Here is a 14,425-nt window from a genome sequence, read left to right as displayed (position 1 = left end):
ACTATTTTTTAGGATTTTGAACAATATAAACTTCCATCGCACCTAAACCATATTTTTTATAATCTGCGTCGGAAATTCTAAGATTATCATATCGCCCAAACAAATAACGTAGCTCTTCTTTTAATACTCCTTGCCCTACTCCATGAATAAATATTACATTTGGGATACGTTTGCTAATAGCAAAATCTAATTGTCGTTTCGCTGTATCTAATTGCAAGGTGACCATATCATGGTTAGACATTCCTTCAGTTGATTTCACCAATTTATGAATATGCAAATCGACTTCCATTGCTGGAACATTTTTTTCTTTAGGTTTTGCTATTGGTCTTTTAGGCTTTTTTCTATAAACTTCTTTATGTTGAAGATTTTTTTGAACCTCTTCATAAGACGGTACTAAAGAATTACCAGATTCCTCCCTTACCAACTCATTTTTCATAAAATGCATATTAAACCCATCATTAGAAGCTATTGTAATCTCATCTCCATTAATTGAAATGACCTTACCACTAATAGGCTCATCTAAAACTGATACAAAATCACCAACTTTTATCATAGTATTTTATTCTTCTTCCTCCGATACTTTGGATAATGCAGGATCTATTTCTTCAGACTTGCTAGAAACAGAAGTGTTCACAATAAACAAACCAGTCATTAAACATACAATCCCTATAGCTTGCAAATAATAGTTCTTTGCAGGAGAGGCTAATTCTAAAATTAAAAGAATAGCTCCTGCAAGAATCAACACAATACTAAAAATTCTCTTGAGTTTTGTTTTATCCATATCGCAAAAGTATCAAATATTAGATTTTTTATACACATTAATTTATAGAATACTCAAATTGTGTATATTGTAGGTCTGAAATAATTAACACCCCTATATTCTAACGTTTGTCGTTTCAATAAATACTAATTATTAATTAAGTTTATATATATATGGAAGCTAATCAACCAAGACCTAACAATCACCTAGCGTTGGCAATCATTTCTACAATTTTATGTTGCATGATCACAGGTATTGTAAGTATTATTTATTCAACTCAAGTAAATACAAAATATGATGCTGGAGACTACGAAGGCGCCGTCACTGCCTCTAAAAATGCAAAACTATGGGGTCTGATAGGTATCGGAGTAAGTCTTATTGGCTGGGTGCTATACTTTATCTTTTTTGGAATAGCAATCTTTTCTGGAATGAGTCAAAGTGCATTTTAAATTACCAAATAAATATTTAAAGTATGGGTACTTGTTAGCGCTAGTACCTATATTTTTTTTAGTTCAGTACTACTACTTACATGATCCAGAATCTCAAACTGGTGATGGTTTTTTTCCTAGTTGTATTTTTCACTCTCTTACGGGGTATCATTGTCCTGGCTGTGGAAGTCAACGTGCAGTACACGATTTATTACATGGTCGCATTTTACAAGCATTACAACACAACCTTCTTTTTGTAATCTTAACATTTGTATTGGGCATTAAGGGATATAAGTATATTGCTAAAACGTTTTTTAATAAAACGGTCACAGATTGGACTTACAACAAGTATTTTACAATTGCCATATTTTTAATAATTATCTTTTATTGGATCTTAAGAAACATAACTACTCCTCCGTTTTGTCATTTGGCTCCATAAAAAAGAGCGGAACAATCGCCCCACTCTTTTATAATTTACATTCTAGTAAAAAAGGTATTTCTATTCAAACTCTTTAAGTGTATTCTTAATGATATCTACACACTCCAGCAATTGCTCTTTATTCATTACTAACGGAGGTGCAAAACGAATAATATTGCCATGAGTAGGTTTTGCTAATAAACCATTTTCTTTAAGTGCTACACAAATATTCCATGCAGTTTCACTTTCCTCATGATCGTTAATTACGATCGCATTTAATAATCCTTTACCTCTAACTAAAGTAACTATATTTGATGTTTTGATATACTCGTTCATTTCAGCCCTGAATAATTCACCTAACTCAAAAGCATTCTCCGCGAGTTTCTCATCTCTAACCACTTCTAAAGCCGCTATAGCTACTGCTGCAGCCACAGGATTACCACCAAAAGTACTACCATGATTACCTGGTCGTATAACCTCCATAATAGCATCGTTAGCCAGTACACCTGAAACAGGATACGCTCCTCCACTAAGAGCTTTCCCTAAAATCAAAATATCTGGTTTTACATTTGGAGTACCGGAACAATTTTTATCACTACAAGAACAATTACCGCACGTTGCCAATAACCTTCCTGTTCTTGCGATACCCGTCTGTACTTCATCTGCTATGAACAAAACATTGTGTTTTTCACATAACGCTTTAGCTTTAGCTAAATAATCTTCTGACGGTACGTAAACTCCTGCTTCTCCTTGTATAGGTTCTACTAAAAAACCAGCTACATTTTTATTAGCCTCCAAAGCTTCTTCTAATTGCTTCAGATTATCATACTCTATCTTTATAAAACCTGATGTATAAGGTCCGAAATTTTTTCTTGCTACCGGATCATTAGAAAATGATATGATGGTAGTAGTTCTACCGTGAAAATTATTCTCACAAACTATTATTTGTGCTTCATTTTCATGAATACCTTTTTTCTCATAAGCCCACTTCCTACATATCTTTAGAGCAGTTTCGACAGCTTCAGCACCTGTATTCATAGGTAATAGTTTGTCAAAACCAAAAAACTCTGATGCAAATTTTTCATATGCACCTAATTTATCATTATAAAATGCTCTTGATGTAAGTGTAAGTGTTTGTGCTTGTTCCATCATTGCACCCACAATTTTTGGGTGACAATGTCCCTGATTTACTGCAGAATACGCACTTAAAAAATCATAATATTTCTTTCCTTCAACATCCCATACATATACCCCTTCACCTTTACTTAATACCACTGGTAAAGGATGGTAATTATGAGCTCCATACTTGTTTTCTAAATCGATTGCTTGTTGAGAAGTTAATTTTTCTAAAACAGCCATTTTTAATAATTTAAATTGATAAAATAACCATTCCTTCTGTACCTTTATCCTTTCGCAAATTCCGATAAATATCGGAACGAAAATTCAGCGTGGGAGAGAAATCATCCCTAAGAGAAGCGCAAATTACTAAATCTTTACGGATTATTTAATTTTCATAACTATACAGCTTACAATTTTTAATTATTCAAAATAATAGACGATTTCCATGATTATTCTTTAACATCATCTTTTTCAGAAAGACTATTCATTTCTTACTAGCTAAAGAAGAAATCTGTAGTTCTAATCTTTTAATTTCTCTAATCAAGGCATTCTTGTCTATTTGTAACCAGGAATATATTTTAAGCATTGATGCAACCATAATACTCAACAAACCAGCTACACTCCATTTTATAAGCTCGTTAGTATTTTCTGTTTCTAAAAACTTTACAATACAATAAATAAATAGACCAAATGCAATTAAGTTAACGATATTCATAATGACTATGATCCACCTATTTTTGGTCTTATATAATCCTCCTATCATTTCAAAAATAGTTTGTTCGTCTAAATCATCATAGAATTTAGCTTCTTCTTCAGTTAGTGTTTCTTTTATTAATTTATCAATATCTTCCATATCAGTATTTATTGTTTTTGGTTTTTAAAATTGATTTTAATTTTTCTCTTGCAGTAAACAAGCGGGATTTTACAGTTCCTAAAGAGACCCCTACAATCGTACTTATCTCCTTTATACTATACTCTTCTTTGTAAAAAAGATTTAAAATCATCTGTTGCTCGATAGATAACTTTCTAATTGCCTTTTTCAATAATTGCTTCCTATTTTCAGATTCATCAATTATCTCATATTCCAAAATTGGAGGATTTATTTCTTTCAAATAGGAATCTAATACTTCTTTCTCTTTCCTATTTTTACGAAGCCAATCAATAGATTTCCTATTTACTATAGACAATGCCCAGCTACCAAAGCTATTGGTATTCTTAAGATCTGATATTTTTAAAAAAATCGTATTCCAACAATCTTGGGTAATGTCTCTAGAAATATGCATATCTTTTACATACCAATTTGCTTGCTTACACAATTTTTTATGCCACCTTTTTACAAGAATTGTAGCCGCCTTCTTATCTCCCGATTGGCATCTCAAAACCAATAAGGAATCAAATATTTTATCAGCATCTTTCATGGTAACCTTTATACTATAGACGTAGAAATAAATTTTAGGTTCATTTTTTTCAATCTTTTTATAAGATATGTTGAATATTTAATAAGTATATGGTTTCTATTCTTATTTTTGCGCTATGGCCAGAAAGAATAGAAAGAAGGTTTTTGAAAACATAGAAGTGATCGATGCTGGTGCTAAAGGAAAAAGCATCGCCAAAGCTCCAGACGGGAAGATTATATTTTTAAACAATGCAGTTCCTGGAGATATAGTCGATATTCAGACTATTAAAAAACGAAAAGCTTATTATGAAGGATCTGCTACAGTTTTTCATAAAAAATCTGAAAAAAGGGTAACTCCTGCTTGTAAACATTTTGGAACTTGTGGTGGATGTAAATGGCAATTTATGGCATATGAACATCAATTAGCCTATAAAGAACAGGAAGTAGTTAATAACCTAACAAGATTAGGAAAAATCCAACTACCAGAAGTTACTCCTATTTTAGGGTCTGAAGATCATTTTTTTTATAGAAACAAAATGGAATTCTCTTTTAGTGATAGCAGATGGTTAACATTAGAAGAAATACAAAGTGATACGGAAATTGGAAATCGAAACGCATTAGGGTTTCATATTCCTGGAATGTGGGACAAAATCTTAGATATTGATAAATGTCATCTACAAGAAGACCCAAGTAATGCTATAAGAAATAAGATTAAAGCTTTTGCTACACAAAATGACCTAGCATTTTATAATGCCCGAAATCAAAAAGGGTTTTTGAGAACCCTGATGATGCGTATTGTTTCAACTGGTGAAATAATGGTATTGATTCAGTTTTTTCATGAGGATGTTGAAAAGAGAACCTTATTATTGGATTACATTATTTCAGAATTTCCAGAAATCACATCCCTGCAATATGTAATCAATTCTAAAGGCAATGATACTATTTACGATCAGGAAGTGATTTGTTATCACGGAAAAGATCATATCGAAGAAGAGATGGAAGGGCTTCGTTTTAAAATAAATCCTAAATCATTTTATCAAACGAATTCCAAACAAGCCTATGAACTCTATAAAATTACCCGAGATTTTGCAGGTCTTAGCGGAGAAGAATTAGTTTATGATTTATATACGGGGACTGGGACTATAGCTCAGTTTGTAGCGAAAAAAGCGAAAAAAGTCATTGGTGTAGAAGCAGTGCCTGAAGCAATCGAAGATGCAAAAGCAAATGCTAAACATAATGGAATAGATAATGTGGAGTTTTATGTAGGTGATATGAAAAAAGTATTTACAGCTCAGTTTATTGCAACGCATGGACAACCAGAAGTTGTGATCACCGATCCTCCTAGAGATGGAATGCACAAGGATGTCGTAGGACAATTACTCAACATATCACCAAACAAAATTGTATATGTAAGCTGCAATAGTGCAACACAGGCAAGAGATCTGTCGTTATTAGATAGCATGTATAAGGTTACCAAAGTACAACCTGTAGATATGTTTCCACAAACACATCATGTAGAAAACGTGGTTTTATTAGAAAAAAGATAGGAATGAAATTATATAAAACTCTTACCATACTATTTTGCTGCCTGAGTATTATGTATATAAGTACAGGGTGTGAACGTGACGATATCTGCGCAGAAGACACACCCACTACCCCATTATTAATAATCAAATTTATTGATGATGAAACAGGTGCTGACATAAAACAACCTAATGAATTACAAGTGAGTGCAATTGGTTTTCTCAATATCATTGATTATGAAACTAACCAAGATTCAATTATGATTCCACTTAGAACTAGAGGTTTGTTAACTAATTTTCAATTTACTGTCGATTCCGATACCACCGATGATGAAGTAGTACCTAATATAGATGAGGTTAGTTTTCAGTATACTCCTGTTGAAGAGTATGTAAGTAGTGCTTGTGGTTTTAAAGTGAATTACAACGGACTTACAGCCAGTTTCGAAAATGAAGAAGATGGCGGAAACTGGATAAAAAGAATTACTATAGAAGAAGATAACATTACTGATGAAACAGCTGCGCACGTACTTATTTTTCACTAGCATCCTAATTTCAGGCATTATTTATTCTCAGGAAGAGCCTAATCTTACTGAAAGAGATACACTACCTCCATCGGAGAAATATGGATTAAGGTTTGGTGTAGATATTGCAAGATTTATAAGAACTGCTGTAAATGATGACTATTCAGGGTTCGAGATTAATGCTGACTATCGAGTCTATAAAAATTATTATATCGCTGCCGAAATTGGTAATGAATCCCTCGTTCGAGATGAGACCAATATTAATGTGGAAGGATCTGGAAGCTATGTAAGATTAGGAATTGACTATAATACTTACAAGAATTGGTATGGAATGCAGAATAGCATTTTTGCGGGACTTAGGTATGGATTTTCTAATTTTGATCAAAAACTAAATAGCTATAGTATTTTTACAGGAACTGACTTTTTTGATTTGGATAATAATCCTGATAACTTCAGAAATCAAGCAAGAGAATCTACAGGCTTAACCGCTGGTTGGATAGAACTAGTATTAGGCCTTAAAGTAGAACTATTTAAAAATATCTATTTAGGTGCGAGCGTGTCTTTACGAAGAATTGTAAACGAACAAGATCCTGCAGGATTTGAAAATTTATTCATTCCTGGATTTGGGAAAACTAACGATTTTAGTGAATTTAATGTTGGATACACCTATACGGTAAGTTACTTAATCCCTTTTTATAAAAAGAAAAGATAATCTAGTTTAAATCTATTTTTGGAATTTTGCTTTTTTACTTCCTGAGTACATTTCGTATTTCACCAATCGAGATTCTAGTTTACCATTAAATACCTTTATTTTTCTAGAAGGTCGAAGCCCTACATATTTAAGAGCTTCGAGATTAGAAGTAATAAACCAAGCGTTGGTATTTGGGTATTCTTGTTTTAATGTATCTCCTATTTTACCATAAAATTCTTCTTCATTAAGTTCTAAACGTTCTCCATAAGGTGGATTAAAAACCATATGTAATTTACCTTCTACTTCTTTAGAACTTTCAAAAAAGTTTTGATGTTCGATCGTAACAAAATCCGAAAGATTGGCATTTTCTACATTTTTTTTCGCTTTTCTTATTGCAGAAGGCGCCTTATCAAAACCTACAATTTTATGTTGAAACTCTCTGGTCTTATTCAGGCAAGCAGCTTCTATTTTTTCAAACAAATCCATATCCCAATCTAACCACTTTTCGAAAGCGAACTCTTTACGATTTAGATTAGCAGGAATATTACAGGCTATCATAGCAGCTTCTATAGCGAGTGTCCCACTACCACACATAGGATCTAGAAAATCAGATCTTCCATCCCATCCAGATAGCAATAACAAACCTGCTGCCAAAACCTCATTAATAGGCGCTATATTTGTTGCCGTTCTATATCCTCTATGGTGTAATGACCCTCCAGAACTGTCTAATGACACAGTACATAAATCCTGCTGTATGTGTATATTGATAGTTAAATCTGGATAATCTGTATTTACATTAGGTCGTTTGCCTTTTTCCTTTCTAAATTTATCTACAATTGCATCTTTCGACTTTAGGGAAACAAATTGCGAATGTCGAAAAATCGTTGAATTCACTGTAGTATAAATTGCAAAGCTTTCATTTTCATTCAAATACTCTTCCCAACGAATAGATTGTATAAAATTATACAAATCTCTCTCGTTCCGAATTTTTTTCGTGCCAATTGGTTTTAAAATCTTTAATGCAGTTCTCATACAAAGGTTAGCCTTATACATAAATCCTTTATCTCCATAAAAACTAACCATCCTATTCCCTACTTGCACTTTTAGGGCACCTAAATTCCTAAGCTCTTGTGCTAATATTTCTTCAAAACCAAAGAAGGTTTTGGCCACCATTTTAAATGAATTGCTCACTATCTTCTAATTCGCTATTATTAAACGGCAAAAATACATTAATTTTGCGCCCTATGCTAAAAGATTCTACAATGTGGTATGCATCTTGGTTTGATACACCATATTATCATATATTATATAAAGATAGAGGTCATGAAGAAGCGCAGCAATTCATGGACAACTTAAGTAATTATTTAAATCTAGAACCTGGAGAAAAATTACTTGATCTTGCTTGTGGAAAAGGAAGACATAGTATTTATCTTAATCAATTGGGTTTTGATGTTACAGGAGTGGATTTATCGAAAAACAGCATAAAATATGCTTCTCAATTTGAAAACGAAACACTGAGATTTAGAGTACATGATATGTCTAAACCTTATCATGAAAAGTTTTCTGGAGTTTTTAATCTATTTACGAGTTTTGGATATTTTGAAAAAGAAGAATGCAACCTAAGTACAATTAAAGCTATAAAATCAAATTTAAACGAAACTGGATTTGGAGTAATTGATTTTATGAATGTAGATTATGTTATTGATCATCTTGTACCAGAAGAAACTAAGGAAGTATCAGGAATTACCTTTCACATAAAAAGATATGTAAAAGAAGGATACATCCATAAAGAAATTAGATTCGAAGACAATAATGAAGACTATTTCTTTACAGAGAAAGTAAAAGCAATAACATTAGAAGATTTTAAAGCATACTTTAACGAAGCTAAAGCAGATTTAATTGACATTTTTGGAAATTACCAACTCCAAAAATTTCACAAAACCAATTCTTCTAGACTCATTCTTATTTTTAAATAGTGTATCACCACATTTTTTCCATATTAGCAGTTTTCGTAGGATCTTTAATTGTATATATATTTAAGCCTAGCAATCAGAAAAACCTAAAATTACTTTTAGCATTTAGTGGTGCTTTTTTATTAGCAATTACTATATTCAATTTATTACCCGAAGTTTTCGAAGATCATCCGCACGCCAAACAAACAGGTGTTTGGATTATGATTGGAATTCTTCTGCAAAAGATATTAGAGTATTTTTCGAAAGGTGCAGAACACGGACATATTCACCTTCAGAAAAAGACAACAAGAATCCCTAAATTGTTATTTATAAGTTTAGGTATTCATGCGCTTTTAGAAGGTTTTCCTATTCATCATACAGAAGGAATACTTGTGGGAATTATAGTTCATAAAATTCCTATTGCTATGATTCTAACAACATTTTTAATTAATACTCAAATAAAAAGAACAACCATACTTGGTTTACTTTTCATTTTTGCTTTAATGACTCCTTTGGGAACATTGATTTCGGAACATTTTGAAGCCGTACAAAAATATTATAAGGAAATCACAGCTCTTGTAATTGGTATTTTTTTGCATGTATCTACAACCATATTATTTGAAAGCAACGAAGGCCATAAATTTAATATTACTAAATTGATGGTTATTCTAGCGGCCACAGCATGTGCTTATATTATATAGTATGTTTAGCAAAGAGGAATCGAAAAAAATAAGACAGGAATTTTGGACCAATTTTGGGATTGAGTATCCAAGAAAATGGTTGTTGTATAACACCAAAATTAAAGATGTTACACTTAAGTTTACGTTTACTACCAAAATTGCTCAAGTATCTATTGATATTGAACCCCATGATAATCTTATTCGAGCATATTATTATGATAAATTTTTAAGTCTGAAGAATATTCTTAAAGAAGAATATATTAGTGACATTATCTTTGATGAACAATATATTCTAGAAAACGGTAAAGTAATTTCTAAAATATATATCGAGTTACCAGATGTAAGTATTCATAACAAAAAAACATGGGAAACAACGATGAAGTTTCTAAACACTTACATGGACAAACTTGAAAACTTCTTTTTAGAATACAAAGACATTATCCAAGATTAACATTATGGCATTTTTAAATATTTTTTTATAACAATTTTTTAATTTTAGCACTAAAATTTTAATAAATTCTCATTTTTAGTAGTTTTTCTTATCTTACAAGTAACTAAAACACAAACTCAGTAATTATGAAAAACTATGTTAACTCCATAGCAATTGTGCTATGCGCACTTTTATGTCTTCAATGTACTAAAGAAAATAGCTCTCCCGAAGCTCAAGAAATCGGTCTAGAAATACAAAATGAAGATATGCTATCTGGTAAGTTAGACACTAATAATAGCACTATCGAGTATTCTGTAAAAGCAATATCTGAGCTTGAATTTAAAGTATCAATATCTATTGATAAACGGAACATTGATGCTCTCATTGATTTTAGTAAAGAAAAAATGAGCATTGATGGACATGACAATAATTTTTCTGAACCTCAAAAAGAAGCATTACTTAATACAGGAAAAATCATCTCAGACTACCTACTAGATTCTAAAAAGGGAGAAATCTCAATGGCAGAATATACTTTGCTAACATTAATGGAATATTGGGGTAAATCACCTGTTGGGTACATCTACGCAAAAAGGAGTATTCAATCACCATCAAATTCTATAAATCTAAAAAGTAGAAATGAAGGAATTACATGTATACGAAAAAACACGTACGTAACAGCAGAATATGATGATTCTAGCGGTAATCATAGAGATCGTGTAAAAGTTGGAAGTAAACCAAGAAGAAATTATGGTTGTATGGGAAGATGTGGTGCTGATTGCGGAAGATGGTGGATTCCTAGTGCCTGGACAAAAGATTGTATGGATCATGATCAATGTAGTAATGTGAATAATGCAAGTGGCGGAAGCAGTGATCGTAATTGTGGTGATGAGTTTAATGAAGCAGCCGATGATTATGTATTTGGTGTCATTCGTGGATGCCGAGGATAAACTTCAATTATAAAGTACTACTTACTATATCAGGCAAATTTCACTAGCCTGATATAGTATTATCTTAAATAACAAACTTCCAAATAAATATGAAGTGAAAAACACTTCCTGCCAGAACAAAAAAATGCCAAATCACATGATTAAAATTTAGCTTTTTAACCGCATAAAAAATAATCCCAACAGTATAAGCTAAACCTCCATAAATCAAATACATGATTGCATTTTTACCAACTGTTTCTGTAAGTTGCGAAAAATCTATCACAATTAACCATCCCATTAATAAATAAAGAAGAACCGACACAACTTCGTATTTACCAGTGAAAAACAACTTCAAAATTGAACCTAAGAGTGCTAACGACCAAACTAAGATAAAAAGCAACCATCCCTTACTATGTACTAAAGCTATTAGGGTTACAGGAGTATAAGTTCCTGCAATTAATATATATATCCCTACATGATCCATGATTCTTAATTTATTCTTTAAATTAAGATCTCTTGTATAATGATATAGTGCAGAAGAAAAATATAAAACAATTAAAGATACTCCATATATGCAAATTGAAAATTTGCTGAAAGGTGTTTTGCCATTATCATAAAATATCAATACAAATAGACCTAATATTGACATGATAAATCCTAAACCATGACTTAACCAATTCCACTTTTCTTCTAAATCAGATTGTTGTTTCATTAAACACAAAAATAAAAAAGTGATTTGTACTTACTCAAATATATTACTTGTAAATATCAATTAATTACGTAAGAATAAACTTATTTTAAATATCATAAAACGTAAAAAATTACACTTTAACCGTATTTAATAAGTATTTAAACCGTTATTTTGTTTTTTTTAACTATATTTGATTGCCCTAAAATCTGTCATAAACAATGAAAAGTACTAAAATAGCCCAGTATTTTATATGTTTCGTATGTATTAATCTATTTCATTCTACCATATACGCAAATCAATATGAAGAAATGTCATTTTCGGAACTTACCTGTACAATTACAGATACCGAAGAACATTTAAACTCCATTGGAAGAGCTAATGGTGTTATGATAATTGAAAGGATTATTGATGTTTCTTCTAAATTCAATAGTCAACAAGAATATTATATTAAGGGGTATGCATACAATTTACTAGGTAATATTTATTATTCAAACAAAGAATACAAAAAAGCCCTAAAAGAATATAAAGTTGCTGAATTATTTATAAAAGAACTGAAGGATAATTCTGAACTTACCATAGATGTAAACAACAATCTTGCATTAGTATATCTAGAAGGCTTTAATAAACCTGGAAGAGCTTTAAAAAGAATCAAAGAAATCTACAAATATTCTGAAGATTTAGACATGCATTCCTTGCATGTAGTGGAACTTAATTTGGCAAACATTTATTTAAAAACAAGAAATTATAGAAAAGCATATTCTTTATTAGAGAAATGTCAAAAATATTTCAGAAACAATTCACAATACCCAGTTAATCTATTAAACACTTATACTAGGTTTGGAGAATACTTTGTGATTCACAAAAACTATAGCAATGCTATACGGTATTTCGAAATGGCTGCCTCAATTGCAGAAAAAAACAAAATGTTCAGACAAGCTATGACTGTTTACAAAAAGTATGAAGATTTGCTTGTTAAACTAGGAAGGCAAGATAGAGCCTATGCCATTTTAAAAAAATACACAACACATCATGAAACTGCACTAGAAATAGAAAAATTAGAAAATAATGAGTTTAAAGAAAAACTAGTTGTTAGTAATAAGAATAATACTATACAAACAGAAAAAGCAAAACAGTCACAAAAAATTTCAATTTTCACATTATCCTTATTAGTATTATGTTTGATTCTGTTTTGTTTCTTTATTTATAATCATAGAAAAACAAAAATTCTAGGTGAATCTTTAGCCATTAGGAATAAAGAACTTAAAATTTCCAAAGAAAAGTCCGACAGATTAGCTGCTGTTAAAACAAAGTTCATTTCTACTGTAAGTCATGAGCTTAGAACTCCGTTATATGGAGTAGTTGGTTTATCTTCTATCCTTATGGAAAGAATTAAAGATGAAGAAAATCATAAATTTATAAAACTAATGAAATTCTCTGCGGATCATCTACTAAACCTTATTAATGACGTATTACAAGTAACAAAAATGGAATCTTACGAGATTACATTAGATAAAACTAGTTACAATATAAAAGGATTGGCAGATGATATCAAAAACTCATTTGAATATCAAGCAGACAAAAATGGAAATACATTACACTTAAATTTTGATGAAAAAATTCCACATCACTTGATTGGAGACCAAGTAAGATTATCTCAAATTTTTATTAATCTTATTAGTAACGCAAATAAATTTACCAAAAATGGAAACATATGGCTGAATTTTATCAATCCAATTGTAAAAAACAACAAAGTAGAAATCACATTTGAAATAAAAGATGATGGAAGAGGTATTCCATTAGACAAACAAGAAATAATATTTGAAAAATTTTCTCAAGCGGATGCCAAAGATCACACTACAGGAACAGGTTTAGGTTTACATATTGTAAAAAATTTAGTAAATCTTCATGGAGGCGATATAAAAATCAACAGTACTCCAGGTAAAGGAACTACATTCTATTTTACGGTAGATTTTGAGATTGATACAACTAAAGAAAATAGTAGTCCTATTAACAAACAAAAAGAATGTATTCCTCTTTTAAATAAAGAAGACTATAAAATACTTATTGTTGAAGACAATAAAATAAATCAAATCGTAACTAAGAATGTTCTAAAAACTAAAGGTTATCCTTCAGAAATCGCTGATGATGGTCTAATAGCTACGCAAATGGTTAAGGAAAATCATTACGATCTAATTCTTATGGATCTGAACATGCCAAATATGGGAGGTATGGAAGCAACTAAAATAATTAGAACATTTAACCCCACAGTTCCTATCATAGCATTAACAGCATCTGACACACAAGATACTGTACAAGCAATTTTAGACCCGAACTCAGGTTTCAATGATTTCTTAAGAAAACCCTATAAGAACGAAGAATTCTTTAACAAAATTGAAACAAATCTAAATGGAGAAATTTCTAAGGCCTCCTAGATTTATATTATTTACCGCATTAAAGATATTAGCTACTGGTTAATATTCTCTTTTAAAAGTCCAAATTTCATTTTTAATTTGGGCTTTTATTTTTAAGATATAGCAATTTATAACACTTACCCCGTACCAATCAACAATCATCGAAAGTATTAATTAATTACACAAAGAAGAGCAATCAAGTATAAACGGTGGTTATCCATCGAGTTGTCCATCCAATGGCAGTGGTGCTACTGGTCATAGTTGTAGTGTTGCTTCTCAATGTAGACCCATTCTTCCTGGTTTTCCAGTAGCGCGTATTCGTGGTTGTTCTCTGAGTGCTTTTTAGTTCTTTGCTGCTATTAGCAGTAAGTGGTATGTATTCTATACAGCTTCAGTTTACTACATAAAAAAACCCTTCATTGTCATAATGAAGGGTTTTCAAGGAAGGCGGCGACCTACTCTCCCACGATTGTAGTACC

17 protein-coding genes are annotated in these 14,425 nt (G+C 31.2%); 10 read left to right on the top strand and 7 right to left on the bottom strand.

Translation table 11 applies throughout. The annotated features are described in order from the left end of the window. Nucleotide 1: 1 nt before the first annotated feature. Both Q1A73_RS00085 and Q1A73_RS00080 read right to left on the bottom strand, forming a co-directional pair. Complete coding sequence (locus Q1A73_RS00085; protein ID WP_299600103.1) at nucleotides 2-553, bottom strand: DNA mismatch repair protein MutS; 552 nt, start codon at nucleotides 551-553, stop codon at nucleotides 2-4. A gap of 6 nt (nucleotides 554-559) precedes the next feature. After that, nucleotides 560-781 carry a hypothetical protein gene (locus tag Q1A73_RS00080; protein WP_299600101.1) on the bottom strand — a complete coding sequence of 74 codons (222 nt, stop codon included), beginning with the start codon at nucleotides 779-781 and terminating at the stop codon, nucleotides 560-562. Between the two features lie 152 nt (nucleotides 782-933). Between Q1A73_RS00080 and Q1A73_RS00075 the strand changes: the two genes are divergently transcribed. Further along, nucleotides 934-1,209, top strand: a complete 276-nt coding sequence (locus Q1A73_RS00075; RefSeq protein ID WP_299600099.1) for a CD225/dispanin family protein — start codon at nucleotides 934-936, stop codon at nucleotides 1,207-1,209. 31 nt (nucleotides 1,210-1,240) lie between these two features. Continuing rightward, a complete protein-coding gene (locus Q1A73_RS00070; protein WP_299600097.1) occupies nucleotides 1,241-1,627 on the top strand; it encodes a DUF2752 domain-containing protein in 387 nt (128 codons plus the stop codon). 60 nt (nucleotides 1,628-1,687) lie between these two features. Here the strand turns inward: Q1A73_RS00070 and rocD are convergent, their stop codons facing one another. From rocD to Q1A73_RS00055, 3 genes are all read right to left on the bottom strand, one after another. Next, the gene (gene rocD / locus Q1A73_RS00065) at nucleotides 1,688-2,965 is read right to left on the bottom strand and encodes an ornithine--oxo-acid transaminase (RefSeq protein ID WP_299600096.1); all 1,278 of its coding nucleotides are present in this window, start codon (nucleotides 2,963-2,965) and stop codon (nucleotides 1,688-1,690) included. A 244-nt stretch (nucleotides 2,966-3,209) separates the two neighbouring features. After that, nucleotides 3,210-3,578 (bottom strand): DUF6768 family protein, encoded by a 369-nt coding sequence (locus tag Q1A73_RS00060; RefSeq protein WP_299600094.1) that lies wholly within the window; start codon nucleotides 3,576-3,578, stop codon nucleotides 3,210-3,212. Between the two features lies 1 nt (nucleotide 3,579). Further along, nucleotides 3,580-4,143, bottom strand: a complete 564-nt coding sequence (locus Q1A73_RS00055; RefSeq protein WP_299600092.1) for a sigma-70 family RNA polymerase sigma factor — start codon at nucleotides 4,141-4,143, stop codon at nucleotides 3,580-3,582. Nucleotides 4,144-4,258: 115 nt separating this feature from the next. On the opposite strand from Q1A73_RS00055, the gene rlmD reads away from it, so the two are divergent. The 3 genes from rlmD to Q1A73_RS00040 are packed head-to-tail and all read left to right on the top strand — an operon-like array spanning nucleotide 4,259 to nucleotide 6,877. Further along, entirely contained in the window at nucleotides 4,259-5,668 is a 1,410-nt protein-coding gene (gene rlmD / locus Q1A73_RS00050; RefSeq protein ID WP_299600090.1) for a 23S rRNA (uracil(1939)-C(5))-methyltransferase RlmD, read from the top strand. A gap of 2 nt (nucleotides 5,669-5,670) precedes the next feature. Then, a complete protein-coding gene (locus Q1A73_RS00045; RefSeq protein WP_299600088.1) occupies nucleotides 5,671-6,186 on the top strand; it encodes a DUF6452 family protein in 516 nt (171 codons plus the stop codon). Beyond that, nucleotides 6,152-6,877: a DUF6048 family protein gene (locus tag Q1A73_RS00040; protein ID WP_299600086.1), complete on the top strand. Its 726-nt coding sequence runs from the start codon at nucleotides 6,152-6,154 to the stop codon at nucleotides 6,875-6,877. Before Q1A73_RS00045 ends, Q1A73_RS00040 begins: the two co-directional genes overlap by 35 nt. Nucleotides 6,878-6,889: 12 nt before the next feature. On the opposite strand, the gene Q1A73_RS00035 is transcribed toward Q1A73_RS00040, so the two are convergent. Continuing rightward, the gene (locus Q1A73_RS00035) at nucleotides 6,890-8,029 is read right to left on the bottom strand and encodes a class I SAM-dependent RNA methyltransferase (RefSeq protein ID WP_299602569.1); all 1,140 of its coding nucleotides are present in this window, start codon (nucleotides 8,027-8,029) and stop codon (nucleotides 6,890-6,892) included. Nucleotides 8,030-8,100: 71 nt separating this feature from the next. On the opposite strand from Q1A73_RS00035, the gene Q1A73_RS00030 reads away from it, so the two are divergent. The 4 genes from Q1A73_RS00030 to Q1A73_RS00015 all read left to right on the top strand — a co-directional run bounded on the left by Q1A73_RS00030 (nucleotide 8,101) and on the right by Q1A73_RS00015 (nucleotide 10,865). Then, nucleotides 8,101-8,832 (top strand): class I SAM-dependent methyltransferase, encoded by a 732-nt coding sequence (locus Q1A73_RS00030; protein WP_299600084.1) that lies wholly within the window; start codon nucleotides 8,101-8,103, stop codon nucleotides 8,830-8,832. Next, nucleotides 8,832-9,509, top strand: coding sequence for a ZIP family metal transporter (locus Q1A73_RS00025; RefSeq protein ID WP_366141400.1), 678 nt, complete (start codon nucleotides 8,832-8,834; stop codon nucleotides 9,507-9,509). The genes Q1A73_RS00030 and Q1A73_RS00025 overlap by 1 nt, the downstream gene beginning before the upstream one ends. A gap of 1 nt (nucleotide 9,510) precedes the next feature. Next, on the top strand, nucleotides 9,511-9,939 hold the full coding sequence (locus Q1A73_RS00020; protein ID WP_299600082.1) for a DUF4268 domain-containing protein: 429 nt from the start codon (nucleotides 9,511-9,513) through the stop codon (nucleotides 9,937-9,939). A gap of 125 nt (nucleotides 9,940-10,064) precedes the next feature. Continuing rightward, nucleotides 10,065-10,865 (top strand): hypothetical protein, encoded by an 801-nt coding sequence (locus tag Q1A73_RS00015; RefSeq protein WP_299600080.1) that lies wholly within the window; start codon nucleotides 10,065-10,067, stop codon nucleotides 10,863-10,865. 64 nt (nucleotides 10,866-10,929) lie between these two features. Here the strand turns inward: Q1A73_RS00015 and Q1A73_RS00010 are convergent, their stop codons facing one another. Then, a complete protein-coding gene (locus tag Q1A73_RS00010; protein ID WP_299600078.1) occupies nucleotides 10,930-11,556 on the bottom strand; it encodes a hemolysin III family protein in 627 nt (208 codons plus the stop codon). Nucleotides 11,557-11,753: 197 nt separating this feature from the next. Here Q1A73_RS00010 and Q1A73_RS00005 point away from each other — a divergent pair, with 197 nt between their 5' ends. Then, nucleotides 11,754-13,967, top strand: coding sequence for an ATP-binding protein (locus Q1A73_RS00005; RefSeq protein WP_299600076.1), 2,214 nt, complete (start codon nucleotides 11,754-11,756; stop codon nucleotides 13,965-13,967). The last annotated feature ends 458 nt before the right edge of the window (nucleotides 13,968-14,425 follow it).

It is taken from the genome of uncultured Aquimarina sp., assembly GCF_947492115.1.
Taxonomy (GTDB): domain Bacteria; phylum Bacteroidota; class Bacteroidia; order Flavobacteriales; family Flavobacteriaceae; genus Aquimarina.
Note: the sequence above shows the minus strand (reverse complement) of the source record. Positions and strands in the feature narration are given on the sequence as shown.

What these genes read in the sequence shown, in the direction of transcription:
- Q1A73_RS00085 (WP_299600103.1), bottom strand. Translation starts at nt 553, where the DNA reads ATGATAAAAGTTGGTGATTTTGTATCAGTTTTAGATGAGCCTATTAGT.
- Q1A73_RS00080 (WP_299600101.1), bottom strand. Translation starts at nt 781, where the DNA reads ATGGATAAAACAAAACTCAAGAGAATTTTTAGTATTGTGTTGATTCTT.
- Q1A73_RS00075 (WP_299600099.1), top strand. Translation starts at nt 934, where the DNA reads ATGGAAGCTAATCAACCAAGACCTAACAATCACCTAGCGTTGGCAATC.
- rocD (WP_299600096.1), bottom strand. Translation starts at nt 2,965, where the DNA reads ATGGCTGTTTTAGAAAAATTAACTTCTCAACAAGCAATCGATTTAGAA.
- Q1A73_RS00060 (WP_299600094.1), bottom strand. Translation starts at nt 3,578, where the DNA reads ATGGAAGATATTGATAAATTAATAAAAGAAACACTAACTGAAGAAGAA.
- Q1A73_RS00055 (WP_299600092.1), bottom strand. Translation starts at nt 4,143, where the DNA reads ATGAAAGATGCTGATAAAATATTTGATTCCTTATTGGTTTTGAGATGC.
- rlmD (WP_299600090.1), top strand. Translation starts at nt 4,259, where the DNA reads ATGGCCAGAAAGAATAGAAAGAAGGTTTTTGAAAACATAGAAGTGATC.
- Q1A73_RS00045 (WP_299600088.1), top strand. Translation starts at nt 5,671, where the DNA reads ATGAAATTATATAAAACTCTTACCATACTATTTTGCTGCCTGAGTATT.
- Q1A73_RS00040 (WP_299600086.1), top strand. Translation starts at nt 6,152, where the DNA reads ATGAAACAGCTGCGCACGTACTTATTTTTCACTAGCATCCTAATTTCA.
- Q1A73_RS00035 (WP_299602569.1), bottom strand. Translation starts at nt 8,029, where the DNA reads ATGGTGGCCAAAACCTTCTTTGGTTTTGAAGAAATATTAGCACAAGAG.
- Q1A73_RS00030 (WP_299600084.1), top strand. Translation starts at nt 8,101, where the DNA reads ATGCTAAAAGATTCTACAATGTGGTATGCATCTTGGTTTGATACACCA.
- Q1A73_RS00020 (WP_299600082.1), top strand. Translation starts at nt 9,511, where the DNA reads ATGTTTAGCAAAGAGGAATCGAAAAAAATAAGACAGGAATTTTGGACC.
- Q1A73_RS00015 (WP_299600080.1), top strand. Translation starts at nt 10,065, where the DNA reads ATGAAAAACTATGTTAACTCCATAGCAATTGTGCTATGCGCACTTTTA.
- Q1A73_RS00010 (WP_299600078.1), bottom strand. Translation starts at nt 11,556, where the DNA reads ATGAAACAACAATCTGATTTAGAAGAAAAGTGGAATTGGTTAAGTCAT.
- Q1A73_RS00005 (WP_299600076.1), top strand. Translation starts at nt 11,754, where the DNA reads ATGAAAAGTACTAAAATAGCCCAGTATTTTATATGTTTCGTATGTATT.